General features: G+C 64.2%; 20 protein-coding genes. 8 read left to right on the forward strand and 12 right to left on the reverse strand.

Features of this window, described 5'->3' with window-relative positions:
• The 12 genes from L0C60_RS02260 to L0C60_RS02315 all read right to left on the reverse strand — a co-directional run.
• Nucleotides 1–1,270, reverse strand: a 1,270-nt coding sequence (locus tag L0C60_RS02260; protein WP_243092439.1) for a hypothetical protein, incomplete at its 3' end; no start/stop codon positions are given.
• Nucleotides 1,267–2,688, reverse strand: a complete 1,422-nt coding sequence (gene pelF, locus L0C60_RS02265; protein WP_267962748.1) for a GT4 family glycosyltransferase PelF — start codon at nucleotides 2,686–2,688, stop codon at nucleotides 1,267–1,269. The genes L0C60_RS02260 and pelF, both read right to left, overlap by 4 nt.
• Nucleotides 2,669–4,771: an Agd3-related carbohydrate-binding protein gene (locus L0C60_RS02270; RefSeq protein WP_234507497.1), complete on the reverse strand. Its 2,103-nt coding sequence runs from the start codon at nucleotides 4,769–4,771 to the stop codon at nucleotides 2,669–2,671. The genes pelF and L0C60_RS02270 overlap by 20 nt, the downstream gene beginning before the upstream one ends.
• Before the next feature lie 4 nt (nucleotides 4,772–4,775).
• Complete coding sequence (locus L0C60_RS02275; RefSeq protein ID WP_234507496.1) at nucleotides 4,776–6,662, reverse strand: hypothetical protein; 1,887 nt, start codon at nucleotides 6,660–6,662, stop codon at nucleotides 4,776–4,778.
• Between the two features lie 256 nt (nucleotides 6,663–6,918).
• Nucleotides 6,919–9,000: a hypothetical protein gene (locus L0C60_RS02280; protein ID WP_234507494.1), complete on the reverse strand. Its 2,082-nt coding sequence runs from the start codon at nucleotides 8,998–9,000 to the stop codon at nucleotides 6,919–6,921.
• Between the two features lie 352 nt (nucleotides 9,001–9,352).
• Nucleotides 9,353–10,741, reverse strand: coding sequence for a sugar-binding protein (locus tag L0C60_RS02285; RefSeq protein ID WP_234507492.1), 1,389 nt, complete (start codon nucleotides 10,739–10,741; stop codon nucleotides 9,353–9,355).
• Nucleotides 10,742–11,074: 333 nt separating this feature from the next.
• Nucleotides 11,075–12,262 carry a tyrosine-type recombinase/integrase gene (locus L0C60_RS12760; protein ID WP_279231892.1) on the reverse strand — a complete coding sequence of 396 codons (1,188 nt, stop codon included), beginning with the start codon at nucleotides 12,260–12,262 and terminating at the stop codon, nucleotides 11,075–11,077.
• On the reverse strand, nucleotides 12,259–12,633 hold the full coding sequence (locus tag L0C60_RS02295; protein WP_243092440.1) for a hypothetical protein: 375 nt from the start codon (nucleotides 12,631–12,633) through the stop codon (nucleotides 12,259–12,261). The genes L0C60_RS12760 and L0C60_RS02295 overlap by 4 nt, the downstream gene beginning before the upstream one ends.
• Nucleotides 12,634–12,638: 5 nt before the next feature.
• On the reverse strand, nucleotides 12,639–12,914 hold the full coding sequence (locus L0C60_RS02300) for a hypothetical protein (RefSeq protein WP_243092441.1): 276 nt from the start codon (nucleotides 12,912–12,914) through the stop codon (nucleotides 12,639–12,641).
• 127 nt (nucleotides 12,915–13,041) lie between these two features.
• Nucleotides 13,042–13,320 (reverse strand): hypothetical protein, encoded by a 279-nt coding sequence (locus L0C60_RS02305; RefSeq protein WP_243092442.1) that lies wholly within the window; start codon nucleotides 13,318–13,320, stop codon nucleotides 13,042–13,044.
• Nucleotides 13,321–13,333: 13 nt separating this feature from the next.
• Nucleotides 13,334–13,948, reverse strand: coding sequence for a hypothetical protein (locus tag L0C60_RS02310; RefSeq protein ID WP_243092443.1), 615 nt, complete (start codon nucleotides 13,946–13,948; stop codon nucleotides 13,334–13,336).
• Nucleotides 13,945–14,658: a S24 family peptidase gene (locus tag L0C60_RS02315; RefSeq protein ID WP_279231893.1), complete on the reverse strand. Its 714-nt coding sequence runs from the start codon at nucleotides 14,656–14,658 to the stop codon at nucleotides 13,945–13,947. The genes L0C60_RS02310 and L0C60_RS02315 overlap by 4 nt, the downstream gene beginning before the upstream one ends.
• Before the next feature lie 64 nt (nucleotides 14,659–14,722).
• Here L0C60_RS02315 and L0C60_RS02320 point away from each other — a divergent pair, with 64 nt between their 5' ends.
• The 8 genes from L0C60_RS02320 (at nucleotide 14,723) to L0C60_RS02355 (ending at nucleotide 17,952) form a co-directional block, all read left to right on the forward strand.
• On the forward strand, nucleotides 14,723–14,926 hold the full coding sequence (locus tag L0C60_RS02320; RefSeq protein WP_008630989.1) for a helix-turn-helix domain-containing protein: 204 nt from the start codon (nucleotides 14,723–14,725) through the stop codon (nucleotides 14,924–14,926).
• Nucleotides 14,923–15,099 carry a hypothetical protein gene (locus tag L0C60_RS02325; protein ID WP_243092445.1) on the forward strand — a complete coding sequence of 59 codons (177 nt, stop codon included), beginning with the start codon at nucleotides 14,923–14,925 and terminating at the stop codon, nucleotides 15,097–15,099. Before L0C60_RS02320 ends, L0C60_RS02325 begins: the two co-directional genes overlap by 4 nt.
• 113 nt (nucleotides 15,100–15,212) lie before the next feature.
• Complete coding sequence (locus L0C60_RS02330; protein ID WP_243092446.1) at nucleotides 15,213–15,521, forward strand: hypothetical protein; 309 nt, start codon at nucleotides 15,213–15,215, stop codon at nucleotides 15,519–15,521.
• 9 nt (nucleotides 15,522–15,530) lie between these two features.
• Nucleotides 15,531–15,755 carry a helix-turn-helix domain-containing protein gene (locus L0C60_RS02335; RefSeq protein WP_243092447.1) on the forward strand — a complete coding sequence of 75 codons (225 nt, stop codon included), beginning with the start codon at nucleotides 15,531–15,533 and terminating at the stop codon, nucleotides 15,753–15,755.
• Entirely contained in the window at nucleotides 15,752–16,201 is a 450-nt protein-coding gene (locus L0C60_RS02340) for a hypothetical protein (protein ID WP_243092448.1), read from the forward strand. The genes L0C60_RS02335 and L0C60_RS02340 overlap by 4 nt, the downstream gene beginning before the upstream one ends.
• Nucleotides 16,198–16,401 (forward strand): hypothetical protein, encoded by a 204-nt coding sequence (locus tag L0C60_RS02345; protein WP_243092449.1) that lies wholly within the window; start codon nucleotides 16,198–16,200, stop codon nucleotides 16,399–16,401. The genes L0C60_RS02340 and L0C60_RS02345 overlap by 4 nt, the downstream gene beginning before the upstream one ends.
• Complete coding sequence (locus tag L0C60_RS02350; RefSeq protein ID WP_243092450.1) at nucleotides 16,398–17,603, forward strand: hypothetical protein; 1,206 nt, start codon at nucleotides 16,398–16,400, stop codon at nucleotides 17,601–17,603. Before L0C60_RS02345 ends, L0C60_RS02350 begins: the two co-directional genes overlap by 4 nt.
• The gene (locus tag L0C60_RS02355; RefSeq protein ID WP_243092451.1) at nucleotides 17,593–17,952 is read left to right on the forward strand and encodes a hypothetical protein; all 360 of its coding nucleotides are present in this window, start codon (nucleotides 17,593–17,595) and stop codon (nucleotides 17,950–17,952) included. The genes L0C60_RS02350 and L0C60_RS02355 overlap by 11 nt, the downstream gene beginning before the upstream one ends.
• Nucleotides 17,953–17,956: the final 4 nt, after the last annotated feature.

Consider the following 17,956-nt stretch of genomic DNA (forward strand, 5'->3'; position numbering starts at 1 on the left):
GTGGTCCCCCGAGCATAACTATCCCCAGGGTGCATAAGTGCAAGTTTTGAGCTAGGAGGTAGAGGAGAAGGCCAAGGGCGACGGCCCCCAGTATGAGGGGGTTTGCGGTCAGGTGGAGGAGAATCGCCCCTGCTAGGAGGGCTAGGGCACTAACGTGAATAGCGCCCAAGGCGTTGAGGGCCAGGGCCATGGCGCTTAGGAAGCTGAGAAAGCCAAAGCCCAGAAGGGGGGCGTGGTAGTCCCCGGACCAGGGGAGGCTGAGGAGCACGAGAAGGGTGGGCACGGAGGCGGTAAGGGCGTAGGACCAAAGGGAGCGTTGAAGGGCAAGAAGAAGGGCTCCGGGGCTTGCCGTCTGCCAGAGGATTTTGGCCAGGGTTGTAACGAAGGCCGATAGCCGCATTTCCACCAAAATGGAGGCCAAAAGGTAGATCCCCAGCCCAACGAGAGCCCTATCGCCGGCCAAGTCCACCAACCTCCAGAGGACAAACCCCTGGCCCAAGCCATAGGCTCCATACACCCACTCCCCCACCAAGACCTTGCCTAGGAAAGCAAAACTATCCCTTCGGAGGGGACTTGCCTGCTGAAGGAGGAGAACCAGGGGGAAAGAACCCACCCAGAAGGGGCTCATCCCCGAAACCCGGAGGAGAATGGCCAGGAGGAGGAAGCCCGAGGCTACCCAGGCGGCCTTGTCCTCGAGGCCCTTCAGGGTTAGCACCCCCACGGCAACCCAGGCCATGCCTGTGCCCCAGGTGGCCGCAAACCCCAGGTCCAGGGGGGCTGTGACGCTCACCCCAAGGACCCCTACCCAGGCCAAAAGGCCCAGCACCCCTTTGGCCTCCGGGGGTTCCAGCTCCACCGCTGCCCTAAAGCTCACCCGGGCTGCCAGCTGACTCCAGGCCAGGAGGAAGAGCGCTGTTAGCCACCCTAAAGACCCGGAGTTCCAAAAAGTTACCAGGGTGCCTCCAAGGGTGAGGGCCACCGCCAGGTGCCGAGGGCCCAAGGTGCCTCGAGGCCTGGGCGGCTTGGGTCTGGGTTGGAAGTCGCGCTGGGCCAGGGCGAAGAGAGCTTGGGCTAGGGCAAAGGTGCTGGGCAGGCCAAAGAGGCGCTCCACGCGGTAGCGGTTGTAGCCGAGGACCTCGAGGTGGGCGGCAAGCTCGTAGGGGTCACTTATTTGGCTTAGGAGGTCCTTTAAGGTGTGCGCGAGCTCGCTAAGGCCTTGGGGATTTCTGGGAGGGGGGACGGAAGGGCGGTACTCGCCCCGGGCGCTCATTCGGGTACCTCCAGGGAGCCTTGAAGGGCCAAGGCCTCGTAGATGTTGGAGAACTCCTCTAGCATACGTTTAAGCGTGTACAGGCTCAGGACCTTTTCCCGTGCCTCCTTGCCCTTCGCCAAGCACCGCTCGGGGTCCTGGAGGAACCCCAGGAGCGCCTCTCCTAAGGCCTCGGGGTCCATGGCGGGCACCACCTCCCCCACGCCCTCCAGGACCTCGCCCACGCTCCCCACCCGGGTGCCCACCAGGGTGCGCCCCACGGCCATGTTCTCGATCACCGTGTAGGGGAAGCCCTCGGAGATGCTGGAGAGCACCCCCACCCACCCTCGGTGGTAGGCCTGGTACACGGGGCTTGCGGGGCCCATGAAGCGCACGTTGCCCTCGAGGCCTAGTTCCTTTACCCGGGTGCGAACGCTTTCCGCATAGGCTTCGTTTCCCCGGGGAACGGGACCGAAAAGGAGGAGTTGCGCCTCTGGAAGGGTTTCGCGTACCCGTCCGAAGGCGTCCACCAAGGTGAGGAGGTCCTTTAGCGGGTCAATCCGGCCCACCCATACGGCGGTGGGTGGGTTTTCCAGACGCGCGGGAGCTTCTGGGAACTGTGCGGGGTCAATGCCGTTGGCCACCACCTGGATGCGTTTGGGGTCCGCGCCGAGCTCCACCTCCCACTGCCGGTTGAAGCGGCTCACCGTGGTGATAAAGTGGGCCTCCCGGTAGGCCAGGCGGCTTACGAGGTGGTAAAAGCGGGCTTGGACCAGGCGCTCCGCGGGGGAGGGGTTGGTTTCGCTAAAGGCCAGATAGCGCTCCCTCAGGAAAACCCCGTGCTCGGTCAGAAGAAAGGGTACGCCCAGGTGCCGGGACACCAGCCAAGCGGGGATGACGGCAAGCCCGCCGCTTGTGGCGTGGATCAGGTCCACCTCGGGGATGGGATCTAGGGCCAGGAGGGGAAGGAGGGTGGAGCGAAGCCAGTGCAAGACAGCAAGCCCCTCCCCCAGGGTAGGCGGACGGCCCAAAAGGAGCGTGAGCCTTTCGGCCAGGAGCGCCTGTACTTTGGGGTGGAAGAAGAGGTTGTACAGGTGGCGCTTGCGCAAAAGGAAGATTTCCCAAAGCCCTTCTTGAAAGGTGGCTAGGTCCAGGTCTAGGAAAGCCAGGAGCTTGCTCAGGGCCGGCAGGAGGGCATGCAAGGGAGCGGGGGCAAAAGGGGATGCGTGGGGGGGGCGGTAGAGGTGAAGGGTTCTCAAGGAGGCTTCCGGGGGAATGGGTAGGGCGGGTTTAGCCTTTTGCGGTCCCCACAGGGCAAGGACGGTGAACTGGGCCTCGAGGCCAAAGAGGAGTTGCTCGCACCAGCGGCTCACTCCTCCCATGGCGTAGGGATACGTGCCTTCTGTGACGAAAAGAACCCTAAGGCGCTTGGATCGCATACGTTCCCGTCCCTACAAAACAGCGGTTACGACCGGCATACGCATCGCACGTGCTTGCTTGGATGCCCGTTACCCAGACGGGCTTGCCCTTTACGGTGACGGTTTGGGCGGCGGGGTCAATGACCGCCCGCACGCTTCCCGCATGTACTGCCTGATAGTGTAGGTAGCGCTTTAGGGCGCGCTCGCCGTATTCCAGCCAGGAGGGAGAGAGGAGGGGAAGGGTGCTATAGGTGGAGTATTTCTGAAGAAGTGTTTCTAGCCAGTCAAAGACCAGGTTCCTACCCGGGGCGAACTCCCGCAGGTTCGCCTGGTGGAAGTAGTGGCTTCCCCCGTCGGTGAGGAGGTGGTGCAGGGCTATGTTGGTTTCCTGGCCCAGGTACTCCTGGTAGCTGAGGGCACGCGTCCAGTAGGGGGCGGTGCCGTTTGGGGCGTACACGCTGTTGTAAGCGTTTACGGCCTCTTGGTCCGTGGTCACGTTGTAGAAGACATTGGTGGGCCAGTCTGCGGTCAGGTAAAGGCCAGGGGCCAGAGGATGGGGGAAGGCGCAGGTTCGGCATGGGGGCTTTTGGCTCTCCACGGACCAGTTGACCTTGGCAAAGCGGACCTTGTGTTCGCTTAGAGCTTGGAGAAAGTACGGGTTAGATGCGCCTAGGCCGTTGTCCTGACGGGGAAAGCCGTACGGGTTCGTGCCCTTCCAACCAAAGCCCGAGTACTGCCCGCTTTTGAAGGCCCGGTGCTCGTAGCGAAGGCCGAGGAGGCTTGCGATCCGGTTGTTCTCGGCGATCTCCCTTCGGGCTTGGGCCAGGTCGGTGAAGTCCATGTCCCAGTGGGTGTAGGAGTGGTTGTAGAAGCGGAAGGTGTCCTTGAGGACCTGGGTGGCCTGTACGAGGTCGTCCGCCAGGTTTATGGGTTCAGCGGCCACCGCGCCCGAGGGGTTGCAGGGAACCAGGTTGTCGTTGGGGTTGGGGTCAGAAACCGCCCCACAGCCGTTGAGGGCAATGTCCAGGGTGAAGCCCTGGGCCACGGGGTAGGCGGAGCGTAAGCCCGCCTGCTTTTGGGCCACGGCTTGGGCCTCGAGGCCGCTTAGCCGGTAGGGGGTGGCGTTGCCCACCCCAGGTGCGTCGCCGATGACCTCGGTGGAGAGGAACCAGTCGTCCACGTCCGCCCGCAGGTAGCGGCCATACTCCCCTAGGTACACCCCCCGGGTGACCCAGCCGATGAGCCCCGGGGCGAGGAGCCAGGTGTGGAGGAGGTAGGGGCTTTGGTCAAAGGTGAGGAGGAGTTGCTCCCGCCCGTCGGCGGTGGTGCGCACGATGCCGAAGACGTTGCCCTCCGCATCGGTAAGGAGCGGGGTGGCGGGGCAGGTGCCGCTTGGTGCTGCCTTGTAGGCGTAGGCGCGGCGCACGGGTAGGGTTCCCGTGAGGTCGGGGAAGACCGCCTGGCCTTCTGGGGTGAGGGTTAGGGGGTAGCTCTGGGCGAGGTCTATGCCGGCGGGGTCATTGGCCGCAGGGCTTGGGGTGAGGAAGCCTTCCACCGGGGTGAGGCAGCGGTCCTCGGGGTAAGTCCCGGGGTAGGTGTAGAGGATGAGTTCCCGCACCCCATAGTCCCGCTCGTAGGCCCAAAGGCGGTTCCAGTCCTCGGCCGTCATATAGAAGGTGGGCCCGGGCCAGGCGGCGAGCTGGCCCTCCGCCAGGATCACCCCTTGGAAGCGGCCCGTGCCATCGGGAAGGGTGAGGGAAACCTGGCTGAAGGGGGTTTGGCTCAGGTCCACCACCTCGTAGGGGATGAGGAAGGTTTCCAGGATGTCCCGGGCGGCGGCGAAGTGGGGGGCCGCCTCGGGGTTGGTGGAGGTGGTGAGGAGGAGGATGCGCGCCTCGTACCGGGCCCCGGGAAGGGCCTGGGGCCTTAGGGGAAGCTTCAGGGGCACGGGCCCCTCGAGGGCCGGCAGGGGGCGGCTCGGAAGCACCGGCAGGGCCGGGGGGGCGAGGGGAGGGCCTGTCACCTGGACCTTGGGCTTTGGAGGAGTCTGCCCCGTAAGGTTGCAGGCGGCGAGGAGGAGGGCGAGGAGGGCGAGACGGCGCACAGCGTTACCTCCCCTTTCTCGGCAGGCTCAAGGGGCTTAGCCCTAGACCCTGGGGCTGGACGCTACTTGCCCCGCTTCCTGGGTGCACCCCTGTGCCGTCCACGGTGAGAGCGTGCCACCACGTGTTGTACCCATCGCTGATGGTTGGCGCGGGAAAGCTCGCCACCAGGTGGTTGGCATTGTAGACCTTTACCTGGCCCCCAGAGGTGTTCCAACTTCCTCCGCCGAAGTACCAGTGGACGTAAACGCGGTAGGCTCCCCCTTGGTAGACGAAGCGGAGGGTTTCCTGCCCGGGGCCTTGGGGGGTGTCCCCTTCCAAGCAGGCGGCTCCTGCGGGAGGGCAGGTGCCGGGGTTGTTCCAGTAGATGTGCTGGGCCGCCGGGGTGTCGGGATAGAAGAGGTGGAGGTCCAAATCGGCGCCTGCGGTCCAGGAGAGCTCCACCCGCCAGTCGGCGGCATAGGTGACGGTGAGGGTGAAGTCCCAAGACCGGGTGGCCCCACCTCCTTGGGGTGTGGCCTTGAGGCGCAAGGGGTAGGTTCCCGGTGGGGGGTTGGCCACCTGGAGGGCTACGGGTCCCCCGCTGGCGGGGAGGGAGGGGCTTGCCAGGCTAAGGCCAGGGGGAAGGGGGGTGCCGTCTTGACGCTCCAGCGTGAGGAGCAAAGGGGTGTTGAAGCCGTTTAAGGGCGTCAGCGCCACTTGGAGGCTCCCCGTGCCCTCCCAGGGCAGGGTGAGGGCGGTATCCCCCCCGAGGGAGAAGTCCGTGGCCTTGAGGGTAAAGCCCACCTCCCGCACCCGGCTTCCCCCCTCCGCCCGGAGGGTAAGGGGGTAGTCTTGGGGGCTGAGGTTCGGGTCCAGGGCCAGGGTTAGGGGGACGGAGATGGGGTTTCCGTTCAGGGTGATTGTGGTGGGGCTTAGGGTAATCCCGGGAGGGGGGTTTACCAGGCTCAGGTTCACGGGTCCGCTGAAGCCTAGGAGGGGAGTTAGGTGGAGGACAGCTTGGGCCTGGCCGCCCACGGGGGCGGAAGGTGTGCCTTCCAGGGACAAGAGGAAGTCTGGGGCGGTGCTGTTCACGGCCACCGCCCGGCTTCCGGCGCTTCCCGCGCTGAAGCGGATGGCCCCTTGGTCCACGCCTTGGTTGGCCGTCACCCGGTAGACCTTCCCAGCGTAGCCCGAGGGCGTGTCGTCTTGGACCGCCAAGCCGCTGGGCGCTTGGAAGGTGACCGCGGGCAGGGGGCCGTTGCCCGAGTTTCCCACGAGGACAAGGGCGCTTTCCCCGGGGTTCAGGCTTAGAGCCAGGGGCGCCACCTCGAGGCCCGCCCCCAGGTTCGGGTTCACCACCTTGCGCAGAAGCCGCACCAGGTCTTGCTCGTCGGCGTAGCCGCTGGAGTCCAGGTCGGCGTGGTAGCGACGGTAGGGGTTCGGGGTAGCAGCCCCCGTAAGGAGGTCGGCGAGGAGAAGGGCGTCCGTTAAGCCCACGCTCCCGCTAGCGTTGAGGTCGCCCAGGGGGTTTTGGGCGAAAGCGGGATCCACCTCGCCCTGGCTCACCCCGGGAAGAGGGGTATAGCTTTGGGAGACCACGTGGCCTTGAGGGGTAAGGCCGGCTTCCTCCCAGGAGAGAGTAGCCTGGAGAGCCTCCGTTTCTAGGAGGTGCGCCTCGGGCCTAGCTCCTGGCTTTAGGGCCTGGAAGCGGACTCGGAGCACTTCCCCCGAGAGGGCATGGTAGGCAACCCCCGCTAAACGCACCCGGCCGGCCTCGAGGTGGGTTTCCGTGAGGAGGGGGCTTACGGGGCCCAGGTAGCGGAGGGCATTTGGGTCAAAGGTGATTTCCAAAAGAACTCCCCGCACGCTCTCCCCGTGCAAGACCCAGGCGCCTGCGCTAGGGTTCCGCACAAGGCTTTGAGGGTTACTACAGGCTGCAAGGATCAGCAGGGCGAGTAGGGTTAGGGCATTTTTTCCCACGTATACCTCCGTTTATGGACCCGGGGTTGTCGCACTGCTCCGGCTTCGTAAGCAGCCTAGGATGGGGAAGGGAGCTGGCCAGGCTCATAAAGGAGGGATGGGGGAGGCGAAGGCAGGGCCAGACATCCTAGGGAGCAGGGTATAGGTGGTAAGCACAAAGGGAAAAACCCCCGCATCCCCATTCCCCTTAAGGCGCTAGAACGAGGCTCCCTCCGCCTACTGAGGTGTCCTCCACGTAGTTCGCCTGGGTGAGTACCACGCCGCCCACCTCCAAAGTCCCGCCACCTGTTCCCGTGACGGAGAGAAGGGCGAGCTGTCCAGGCCCGGTAAAGGTGCTGCTGCACACCAAGACCACGTTCCACCGGTTCGGGTTGGAAGACACCTGCGCGAAGTCCAGGGTGCACCCTTGGGTGAGGGCCCCTGCGCCTGCGCTCAGGGTGAAGCCTGCAGGAAGCGTCACGCTGAACTGGGCAGCGCGGTAGGCCTGGGTGGTGCCCACCAGGTTCACCCCCACGGTGTAGGTGTTGCCTGTGCGTTCCAGGAGCGAGGGCTGGAGCGCCTTGGGCGCTTCGGCGACGGTAAGGGTAAAGGCACGGCTATGGGTAAGACCACCGCCCGTCGCCTCGAGGGTAAGGGTGTAGTCGCCCGGGGCCACATTAGGGCCCACACGTAGGGTAATCGCTAGGGTGTTTCCGGTGGTGGGGTTTTCCGCAAAGGTGTAGGACACCTTATCGTTTCCGCTACCGAGGACGCTTCCGTTCAGGCTGAAGGTAATGGGACCAGAGAAGTGGGTGCGGACGAGGCTGACGTTCACCGTTCCCGAAGCTCCCTGCTTTAGGGTGAGATTGGCTGCGCTCACGGAGAAGTCGTAGAGGGTGAGGCTAAGGGGCTGGGTCCTGGTGAGGCTACCCCCGCTCGCCCGGACCTGAAGGGCGTAGAGGCCTGCCTCAGCGCTTCCTGCACTCACGTTCAGGGTTACTGGGCCGCTTGCGGGTAAGGTGGCGCTATTGGGCGTTAGCGTGAAGGATACAGAGTTTCCTCCCGCATCGGTGAGGCTAAGGTTCACACTTCCGCTGAAGCCGCCGTAGGTGGAAAAGAAAGCGTGTAGGCTCCCCGCACCGCCCACGGGCAAGGTAAGGGTGTTTTGGTCCAGGTAAAAGTCAAACCCGGGGGCTTTTTGGACCACTAGGGCGAAGGCCTTTTCCCGAACGATCGTCCCGCTTACCGCTCTAAGGCGAAGGGTATAGGTGTTGGGAGGTACGTTATTTGCCACGCTGAGGGTGAGGGTGTCGGTAAGGGGGCTGGATAGCACCACGCTGGTGGGGCTTTCTAGGCTTATTCCTGAGGGAGCGTCCAGCAGACTTAGGGTCACGGTGCCTGTAAAGCCGTTTTCCGGGGTTAGGGTGAAGTCCAGGCTGGCCATTCCCCCGGGCGTGGTGGTGGCGCTCGGGGCGCTTAGGTCCAGGCCGAAGCTTGGGAAAGGTGCGTGGACCCGGGCGGTGCGGGTGCCAGCATTAACCGCTTGGCACTGGATGCTCCCCTCCAGGGTATTCCCCTGGGCTTCCACCCTGTAGGCTTTGCCATAGGCTCCCTGGGGAGTTACGTCCGTTAGGGCGGTCCCTTGGGGATGGGAACAGGACACGCTGGGAAAGGCTCCGTTTCCGGAGTTATTGAGGAGAAGGTAGGCGTGGGCTCCGGGGCCCAGGGCCAAGTCCTGGGGCGCAAGCTCCAGGTTGGGTTCCAAGCCCGGGTTTACGATCTTCCGCAAGAGGAGGGCGAGGTCTTGACCGGTTAAGGTTCCGCTGGAGTTAAGGTCCCCTTGGTAACGCTGGTAGGCGTTGGGGTTTTGGAGATTACCCGCCAGGATGTCCGCTAAGAAAACCCCATCCGTGAGGCTTACGCCCCCACTGCCATTCAGGTCACCCAAGGGGTTTTGCACGAAGGAGGGATCGGCTTCGTTTTGCCCGATCCCCTGAACCACGGATTGGGGCAGGACCAAGGCTTGCGGTTGAAGACCGCCCCCTTTCCAGATTTGCCTGATCGCTCGTCCCTCAGGATAGGTTTCCACCACCTGTACCTCGGGCCTTGCCCCGGGCCGGAGAACCTCAAAGGTCAGGGTGAGGAGGGGCCCTGAAGGTGTGCTGGGGGCCACGGCCACCGCGCGAACCCTCCCCCCTTCGGCGAAGGCTTCCGCCCCGTATGCGCCCTCTGCCCCCACGTAGCGCAAGGCGGCGGGATCAAAGTGGGCTTCCACCAAAATCCCCCGCACGCCCTCTCCCTGGAGGGCAAGGGTCCAGGTTGCTGGATCACGGCTTGCCGGTTGGCTGCAAGCGCCCAAAAGCAAGGACAGCACGAATACTCTAGCAATACGCCCGCGTTCTTTCATGACACCTCCCAATACGGACCCGCAAATGTGCGGGGTGGTGCAGAAGGTGTTCCTTCCCTTTCAGGCAGAAAAACAGAGGCCACTTGGGAGAAACAAGGGGGATCTTTGCATAGATCTCTGCTCCCACCCCGTTATCCCAAGCCTAGAGAACCCAAAGGGTTTTGTCTTCCGCCCTCCGGCCTAGGCTTTTGAGGGATGAAGTTCTAAGTCTAGAATGTCTAAAGACCTAGGTCCTTTAGGGAACTTCCGTGAATTTGCCAAGGGCCACGTAGGGAAGGAAGCCCAGTTCCAACGCCCGCCTAAACGCGAAGTTAGCGGCCTCGGCGTTAGGGGCTTGGTCCAGGCTGAGGGCAGGCAGGCCCCGCCTCCGAAAGGGCCATACGGGGCTTGGGTCGTTCAGGATGATCTGGCCTTGGGCGTCCAGGGAGAGGCCTGAATAGACCACAGCATCTAGAAAGCGCGCGGTGCGCCGTAGCACTCGGAAGCCCCGGTGTTGCAGGAGCAGGGCTTGTGGGTGGCTTTCGCGCAAGCCTCGTACTAGGGCGGCAAGCTCGGGAACCTTTTCCGGATGGAGATCGGCGAGGTCCAGTCCGTCTAGGAAAAACCCCTCAAAGCCCAAGGCGAGAAGCCGGAACGCTTCAGCCCTCACGTGGGCTTGCCAAAGGGAGGACGAAGGGTCCATAAGAAGGGTGTCCGGAGCATAGGGGTTTGGACCCAGGACTGCTTCCCGGAGTCCTTTGCTCTCCGCTTCCCCTCGAGGCAGGACCCCTAAAGGAAGGTACGCCACCACCCTAACCCCGTTTTCCCGGAGCCCCCGCACCAGGCCCAAGGGGGCTTCCCGGGCCAGCACCACGAGTTCGTAGGCCTGGAGCCGGGCTAGCGCCCCCGGGTCCCCCCCATAGTAAAGCGCCCAGCGCCGGATGCCCTGAAGGCGGCTAGGTATAAGGGGGAGCAACGCTTCCTGGGCCTGGACCTGGGCTACCAGGACCTGGGGGTCTTTTGGGGCATCCACGAAGGCGAGGTAGCCGTAGTTGCCGGGGGAGTGAAAGTCGCCTCCCAGGGGCCAGAGGGTGTACTCCCTAGCCTCTGGATTTCCCCGGCCCACCTTAAGCTGCCAGATTTCGCCCAACCTGGGATGGGGAAGCACCCCGCCAAAAGGGATACGGAGCTCTGCCCACCAGCCTCCAGGAAAGCTGCCGGTCTGGGCTTCAAAGAAAAGGGGAGCTGTGTAGCGTTCAAACCGCACTCCCTTCGGATTGACCGCTAGGTGCAGGTCGGGAGCGTCCTCGTCAAAAGGGTTAGGGCGCAAGAAGACCTCCAGGGTATCGTCCTGCCACCACTCGGGGTCGTTAGCCTGGCGCTCCGCCTTGGGAGGGGTTTCTTGGCTGAGGCGGGCCACCAAGTAAAGGGCTTGGTCATCGTAGGTAACCTGGAAGGTGCCGGAGAACCGGGCAGTTTTAGGGGGATACAGGGTGGTGAGGTGTATGGAATAGGTGGGAAGCCCCGGATAGATGCCCATCCCCCAGGGACCTTTCGGCCGGGGCAAGGCCTGGGCCACCACCAACTCTTGGGCTAGGGATACCCCTCCAAAAAACACGAATACCATCACCAAAATGGAGCGCATGGCCTAACTATATAACCTCTTGCCCTTCTCCGGATGGGAAAGCCCCTGTTGTCCTAGGAAAAAGTGACGGAGGAGGGTGTCACGCGTGGGAATAGAAAGGGCCTTTGGCTTCCACAAAGGAGAGTTCCCTGCTTAACGGGGGGGATGGAGGCTCTAGATGTCCCCCTTCCCAAGGGGAGGACTCCAGGCAAGCCTTTCTATAGCCCTCAAGGTGCGGGCTAAGAAGATACCCGGACCCTTAGGGGCCCGGGTATCTTCCCCTTGCAAGCTTGGTGGGCGATGGTGGACTTGAACCACCGACCTCACGCTTATCAGCCCGCAAGGGGAGGGGGGTTAGGAACGGGGTTTGCGGCGGGAACGGGGTTTTTGGTTGCCGTTGGTGCCTGCTGGTGCCCGTTGGTTCCGGCTGTTTAGGTGTAGCAAGGTGTCAAGGGGGAGGGCCCCAGCGCGGTGGTCCTCCTCCATGAGTTGCTGGTAGACCTTGACGGTGAAGGTGGGGTCTGCGTGCCGGAGGCGGGCCGCCACCACCTTGGGGGGGAGGCCCGCCCGGAGGGCGAGGGAGGTGTAGGTGTGCCGGAGGCCGTGGGGGGTGATGCGGGAGACCCCGGCCTTCTCCTGCAGGGCGTAAAAGGCCCGCTTGAAGTTGTTGTATTCCAGGGGTGTTCCTCGCTGGGAGGGGAACATGAGCCCGTAGTCCTGCCAGTCCGGGGTGGAAGCCTTCTCCTCCTCCAGGCGCTCCCGCCACCAGGCGAGGAGGGCTTGGGTGTCCGGGTCCAGGTAGATGGGGGCCACGCTTCCCGGGGTCTTGGCCGGGCCCAGGGTGCCGTCCCGGCGCAGGGTGTGCCGGACGTGGAGCACGTCCCCCTCCCAGTCCTCCCACCGGAGGGCCAGGGCCTCCCCGGGCCGGAGGCCGGTGGCGAGCATCAGGGCGAAGAGGGGGTAGAGGCGGTGCCCCTTGGAGGCTTCCAGGAACCGAGCCACCTCCTCGGGCTTCCAGGCCCTGGCCGGCCGGACCGCCCCGCCCCGTGGGGGGTCCACGGCGTCCATGGGGTTTTGGTCCAGGAGATCGGCCCGCACGGCGTCCCGGAGGGCGGCCCGCAGAAACTGGTAGATGTGGCGGCGGTGGGAAGGGGAGAAGCCAGCGAGATCGGCAAAGAAGGAGCGAAAGGTGAGGGGGCTGAGGCGGGAAAGGGGCAGGTGGGCTATGGGTTCCACATGCGTCAGGTACACGTGGTAGTTGCGGATGGTGGTGGGCCGCAGATCCTGGGTGGCAGCCCGGTGCTCAATCCAGGAAGCAAGGTAATCCCCGAGGCGCAGGCTGTGTGGGTCGGGAACCCAGCCCACGCCGGCCTTGGGAAGGAGCTTGGCCAGCTTTTCCGCCACCTCCCGGCGGGTGCGGCCATAGACCCACTTCTTGCGCTGGCGGCCGTCCGGGGTGTACCCGAGGGTCACGAAGCCGGCCCAGCGGCCATCCTTGCGCTGGAAGATGGAGCCTTCTCCTCTGCCCCGCTTGCGTTTCATGGGCGGCTTTTTGGCTCAAAGAAACTTCTTAGGCGGTCGTGGATTTGTTTATACCGTTGCAGTTGGTGCGGATCGGGGCGCACGCAGTAATACCGGGCGTCTTGGCTGGCCCAACGAAGTTCCTTGAAATCTACCCGGATGGTCCTTTGAACCCCGGCCTGGTAAAGGAGTTGATCGGCGTGCTCGTGGGTGTCTATGGAGGGCACCTTAAGCGCCTTCTTCAGGTACGCCCTCACCCAGTGGGCTACGGCGTAAAAGCGTACGGTGACTTCCCAGTCGGGCGGAAGGGAAGCCCTATTCAGCAGGTCCTCGTTGTGCTGGGCCTGCTCGCGGTGCTGGGCCACGTCGGGTTCGGGGGGTCTTTGACGCATTGACGCTAGCCGAAGTAGCCCGGCGGGACGAAGTAGAGAAAGAAGGGCACCCCCAGGCGGTCGCTGAGTTTCAGGACCTCCACGCCGATCTCTTCGGTGAGGTCCAAGTCCTCATAGACCTCCAGGGGGACTTCCATGTAGATGGCGTATTCCTCCCCCTCCACACTCTTGCGCACGCCCAGGATTTTGCCCTGGCCGCCAAGCCGCTCCTGGTTGAGGCGTTCGGCCAGCCTCACCCCTTCGTCCAGGGCGGCTTCGGGGCTCTTCGGCCAGGTGACCATGCTTGAAGGATACTGCACCCCTACCCTGCTTTTGGTGAGGGCAGTCATGTAAACGCGGGGTGACTTATAGAAAGTCTCCCCGGTGAAGGAACGGAGGGCTAGGGTCTCGCGGTGGATCCTGTGGATCTCAGCTTTCATCCTTCACCTCCCCTTCGGCAAAGCGCATGAGGGCTTCTGCCAGAAACCGGGCCTGCGTCTTGGTGAGGGCGAAGGAGCCCATACCTACCTCGGAGACCAGGCCGGTGGCGGTATCAGTGGGAATGCCGGAGAAGAAAGTGATGACGGCGATCTGATGCTCGTAGACGTTGATGGCCAGGCTGGTGACAAAGATGGGGGCCACGCGGTAAAGGTCCGCCTGGCGCTGAACCTGGGCCTGGGGCTGTTGGGTCTCTTGGGGTTCGGGCATAGGGGCCTCCTCCTCAAAAACGAATGCGGTATGCGCGGGTGCAATGCTCTACCCCGCATACTCGTACCCAGAGGGTGACCGTGAGGGATCCGCCGGGATAAGCCCTTTCGCGCTGGGCTTTAAGCAGAGGGACGAAAAGGACGGAGGTTGCTACGTCCCGAATAGACGTGGGTAAACCGGTATAGACCGCATCGGAAGCAGCTTCTACGTAGCTTGCCACCTTTGACCAGTCAAACCACTTTTGGAGCACCGGCAAAAGGGCTTCTTTGTAGGGTTTGAGCACCCGGAAGACCTCAAAGCGGCGTTCTCCATAAACCAAGGGAGCGCTTACCTTTATTGGGCCATCCACGCCCTCTTCGGGATACCAATCGGGTTCAGACCCCACCATGTAGCTATAGGAAATATAGGCTTCAAACTGAACTTCCCTCGCGTCCACGGCCCCGGGAGGTGGGCTCACCATTAGAACGCAGGTGTTGACTCCTTGAGACACCCGCGGCTCCTTTTGCTCATTGACGCAAGCCCACTTCAAGAGCGGGTATCCTAGGTAAGCCTCCTCTAGAGAACCTTGCGCTAACCCCAAAGAAGAAAGAGCAAAGGCAACAAAAAGGAAAAAAGTCCTGATGCTCATTTGACCTCCCGGATGCTGATCTTCCGGTAGACCTCCCCGAGCACCTTGACCTCTTCGGGTTCCAGGATGGGGCCTTTGGGGTTATCGGAAACGAGGATCCAGCGGTTGCCTACCCGCCGGGCCCGCTTGATGGTGATGCCGTCCCCGATGATCTCCACGGCGTAGACTCGGCCTTCCCGAAGCTCCTTGAGGTTCTGGTCCACCAGGACCAGGTCTCCGTCCCGGAGACCGTCTTCCTCCCCGGTGTCCATGGAGTCCCCTTCCACCTGGATGAGCACGGAGCCCGGGCGTACCAGGGGGCGGGGGACGGGCATGCTCCCGGACTCGGGCCAGGGCCGCCCCGCCACGCCGGAGCCCACCACGGGCACCCAGACCACATCCTCCCGAGGCTCCCCCGAGGGGCGGTAGACCAGGGGCACGTCCAGGCCCGTGGCTTCGGCGAACTCCTCCGGGGTCCAGCGGAGGGCTTTTAAAAGGGCGAAAAAGCGTTCCAAGCCGAGATTGAAGGGGTGGGTTTTCCCTAGCTCAATATCGGATATCGTTCGCTGAGCTAGGAGGTCTCCGGTGGCCTCTTCCACCTGCTCTTGCGTCATGCCGAGCTGGAGCCTTCTCCGGCGGATGGCCGAAGCCCATTCCGGGACTTGCGCCTTCCGAGGTTTGGGCCCCGTTGCTACCGACACGCCACTAAAGTAGCCCACAGATAGCCCCATTACAACGCAAAACACGCTAGCGGTACTTGACTAAACCTTTAGGTGCGCTTAGCATGAGGACAACATGCCTGGGGAACTCTTGACAACTGAGGAGGTAGCCAAGCGGCTCAAAATCTCCGTCTTCTTCGTGAGGCGGAAGATTAGGGAAGGCGCTTTGCCGGCCATCAAGCTTGGGAAGGAATGGAGGGTGCGGGAGGAGGACCTTGACCTTTTTTTGGCTCGCTTTAGTAAATCACCGCTAGCGGATACCGCTAAGGAGTCACAATGACTCCCCTCCTCGCCTTCTACTCCCTCCTCGCCCTCGTCCTCTACGCCCTGCTGGGGGTCTACGTGCGGGCCCGGTACGGCCAGCCCGGGCCCGTCCTGGCCGCCGCCATGGCCCTCCTCGCGGGGCTCATGGCGGCGGTGCTGGTGGTGCTGGCCGTGGGAGGTGGGCGGTGAAGGGGATTCCGAAGTGGCTTTGGGACTGGGGCTTGGACGTTCTGGGGGGGCTCCTGGCGGGGCTCATCATCCTCTGGGCCCTAATCCAGGCCCCCGTTCCGGGGAGGTGAGGCATGAAGAGGATTGAAATCCGCGAGCTGAAGGGGAAAGACATCCTGGCACTGGTGCGTTTTGACTGCGAGGAGTGTGGTGGAACAGGGGTCGTGGAGCATCCCCTGTGGAAGCAGTATTGGGACGAGTGGCGTGCCCTCGGGAAGCCCAAGAGCTGGCTTGAGCAGGGGCATATAGATACGTGGTTCAGCGAGAGGGGTGAAATCCCACCGGAAAAGGAGGAGATTGACTGCCCCTTGTGCGAGGGCACGGGCAAGCGGGAGGCGTGGCTTCCCGTGGCTCAGGTTTTGGAGGAACTGGGTTGCTTCTAGGGGGGGAACATGCCGAAGCTCATGACGGTTGAAGAGGCGGCGGAATACCTGGGCATTCCCACGAAGCACATCTACGCGGCGGCGCGGACGAAGCCGGGGCATCCCTTTCATCTGCGGCACGTGAGGCTGGGCAAGCGCCTCTACTTCCGGGCGGAGTGGCTGGACGAGTGGACCGAGCGGGTGGCCTCTGAGCCTCCCGCTAGCGTTTTGCGGCTGGAAAGGAGGGCGGAATGACCCTGCACGAGCGCATCCGGCAACTGGAGCGCGGTTTGACGTTGGCTATCCGGCGCATGGGCGTGGACCCCGAGCGGCCCGAGCAGGCCCCGGAGGTTTGGAAGGAGGCCAGGCAAGCGGTGGCCTGGGGGCAGGAGGCTGCCCCTGAGGGGCGGGCCTACGTGGACGCGGTGCGCCTGGTGGACGAGTTGGAGCTGTACGAGGCTTTGGCCGGGGTAGAGCACGTGCGGGTGCGCCCCGCCCCGGCGGATCGCCCGGGCGAAGCGGCCTTGGCCCGCCTCGAGGCCCTGGGGTACGAGGTACGCGTGGAGGACATCTGGGGCCCTCGGGACGGGGAGCGCTGGTGGTGGGCCCGGGCCCGCTACGAGGGGCGGGAGGTGGCCCAGGCCATCGGGGCCACCCGGGAGGAGGCTCTGGAGTGCCTGATGGGGGAGCTTGGACTATGAAGCGGCTGAAGCTTGAGGACCTGCGGCGGATCGCCAGGAGCCACTTTGACGACCTGCGGGTGGAGCGGCTGGAGGGTTCTTTGCGGTGGGAAGCCTCTGGCCGCCACCGCTATTACCAGACCTTTTGGACGGCCACGGGCCGCACGGAGCGGGAAGCCCTGGAGGCTCTGCTTGGGATCCCCCACAAGGAGGCGTCATGAGCCAGCTGAACCTCCCCCCGGACATGCCGGAGGACATCCGCCGGCAGATAGAAGAGATCGCGCAGGGGAACCCCGGCATGGCCCAAGGGCTTCTGCGCCTCTGGGAGGCGAAGCAGAAGCGGGAGGCGGGGGGCGTTTCCTGGAACGAGACCCCCGCTAAAACGCCCCAGGAGGCCCCCGAGGAGGAGCCCCCTTCCTCGGGTAGCCCCCCGGAGCGCCCCACCCTGGCCAACACGGACTGGCGGGAGGTGCGCCGCTTTGAGTGGCAGGACCTCCTGGCCAAGGCAGAGCGCACCATAGAGGCCCACGGCTACAAGGAGGTGCTGGGCCCCCTCTTCCCCCTGGTGCGCCTCCTGGTGGCCTACGCCATCCGGGAGGGGGCCCGCCTGGACCCCTCCCGGGAGGCCCACGTCTTCCTCCCCCAGTGGGAGGTGGCCCAGGCCCTGGAGGTCTCCGAGCGCACGGTGGAGCGGTGGCTCCACGACCCCCGCTATGAGAAGTACCGCCGCTACGCCCGCCACTGGATCGCCTGGGAGACCTGGATGACCTCAGGACGGGCCCTGGAGCGGGAGGGGGCGGTGAAGGGGGGCACCGTGTGGCGGGTCAGGGTGCGCCCCGTCTACCGGGCCATCAAGGTCCTGGCCCCCTACCTCCGCCTCCCCTGGCGGGACCTGGAGGAGGACCGGCGGGAGGGCCGGACGGCCCGGGTGTTGAGTGCCCCCGACTCAATGTCGGGATATAAAGAGGGTCTTCTACTAGGTAGACCCCTAACCCTAAGGATCGTGGTAGGGAAGCCGTTAGCCACCTGGGAAAGCAAAAAAACCCCGTTACCATTAGATCCCGACACTCGCCGGAACTTCCGGGAACTTCTCCGGCTTTCCAGCGTCCCCGGGGGCCGGAACGGCCGCCGGAACTGGGCCCAGCAGGCGGCGTCCGCCATCGCCGCCGCCCTGGGAGACCAGAAGAGCGTGCGCTTCTGGCTCCGGGTGGTCTGGGCCGCCCTCAAGCAGGCCCTTTTTGGGGGAGGGGAAGGAGCCATGAGGGTCCTGGCCCGGGTGGTGGGCCTCGCGGCCGAAGCCCGGGCCGATGGCTTCGCCCGGAGCCCTGGGGCCTACGCCCAGGCCCTCCTGCGGCGGGAGGGGTACTGGGACCTGGTGGCCCCCTTCCAGGCCTTCAGAGCGGGGGTGCCCTATGCGGGTTGATCGGGTGCGGCTAGAGGCGGTGGCGGATATCCTCCAGCACCGGCTTCAGGAGGCCTTGGAGCAGCCTGGCCGGCTGGTGGCCTTTGCCCTTCGCACCTCCCCGAGCGATGGGGTGCAGGTTTTCTTGAAGCTCCGGCCCGATGGCCGGCTGGTCCTCGCCATCCGCCGGCCGGGAGGGAAGGAGGACCCTCGGGAGATCCAGGCCCTGGCCCGGCACATGGGGCTGGAGATACGGGAGGGGCCCATGGAGATGGCGGGCAGGATCCCGAGGCCGAAGGTCGGGCCCAGGAAATACCTGGTGGCCTTCTGTGAGCCAGTCAAGGGAGGCCATAATGCAAATCCTGCTTGAAGAC

The sequence above is a fragment of the Thermus hydrothermalis genome, assembly GCF_022760925.1.
Lineage (GTDB): Bacteria > Deinococcota > Deinococci > Deinococcales > Thermaceae > Thermus > Thermus hydrothermalis.

What these genes read in the sequence shown, in the direction of transcription:
- L0C60_RS02355 (WP_243092451.1), top strand. Translation starts at nt 17,593, where the DNA reads ATGCGGGTTGATCGGGTGCGGCTAGAGGCGGTGGCGGATATCCTCCAG.
- L0C60_RS02285 (WP_234507492.1), bottom strand. Translation starts at nt 10,741, where the DNA reads ATGCGCTCCATTTTGGTGATGGTATTCGTGTTTTTTGGAGGGGTATCC.
- L0C60_RS02340 (WP_243092448.1), top strand. Translation starts at nt 15,752, where the DNA reads ATGACCCTGCACGAGCGCATCCGGCAACTGGAGCGCGGTTTGACGTTG.
- L0C60_RS02305 (WP_243092442.1), bottom strand. Translation starts at nt 13,320, where the DNA reads ATGCCCGAACCCCAAGAGACCCAACAGCCCCAGGCCCAGGTTCAGCGC.
- L0C60_RS02335 (WP_243092447.1), top strand. Translation starts at nt 15,531, where the DNA reads ATGCCGAAGCTCATGACGGTTGAAGAGGCGGCGGAATACCTGGGCATT.
- pelF (WP_267962748.1), bottom strand. Translation starts at nt 2,688, where the DNA reads ATGCGATCCAAGCGCCTTAGGGTTCTTTTCGTCACAGAAGGCACGTAT.
- L0C60_RS02320 (WP_008630989.1), top strand. Translation starts at nt 14,723, where the DNA reads ATGCCTGGGGAACTCTTGACAACTGAGGAGGTAGCCAAGCGGCTCAAA.
- L0C60_RS02295 (WP_243092440.1), bottom strand. Translation starts at nt 12,633, where the DNA reads ATGCGTCAAAGACCCCCCGAACCCGACGTGGCCCAGCACCGCGAGCAG.
- L0C60_RS02330 (WP_243092446.1), top strand. Translation starts at nt 15,213, where the DNA reads ATGAAGAGGATTGAAATCCGCGAGCTGAAGGGGAAAGACATCCTGGCA.
- L0C60_RS02310 (WP_243092443.1), bottom strand. Translation starts at nt 13,948, where the DNA reads ATGAGCATCAGGACTTTTTTCCTTTTTGTTGCCTTTGCTCTTTCTTCT.
- L0C60_RS02345 (WP_243092449.1), top strand. Translation starts at nt 16,198, where the DNA reads ATGAAGCGGCTGAAGCTTGAGGACCTGCGGCGGATCGCCAGGAGCCAC.
- L0C60_RS02325 (WP_243092445.1), top strand. Translation starts at nt 14,923, where the DNA reads ATGACTCCCCTCCTCGCCTTCTACTCCCTCCTCGCCCTCGTCCTCTAC.
- L0C60_RS12760 (WP_279231892.1), bottom strand. Translation starts at nt 12,262, where the DNA reads ATGAAACGCAAGCGGGGCAGAGGAGAAGGCTCCATCTTCCAGCGCAAG.
- L0C60_RS02350 (WP_243092450.1), top strand. Translation starts at nt 16,398, where the DNA reads ATGAGCCAGCTGAACCTCCCCCCGGACATGCCGGAGGACATCCGCCGG.
- L0C60_RS02315 (WP_279231893.1), bottom strand. Translation starts at nt 14,658, where the DNA reads ATGGGGCTATCTGTGGGCTACTTTAGTGGCGTGTCGGTAGCAACGGGG.
- L0C60_RS02300 (WP_243092441.1), bottom strand. Translation starts at nt 12,914, where the DNA reads ATGGTCACCTGGCCGAAGAGCCCCGAAGCCGCCCTGGACGAAGGGGTG.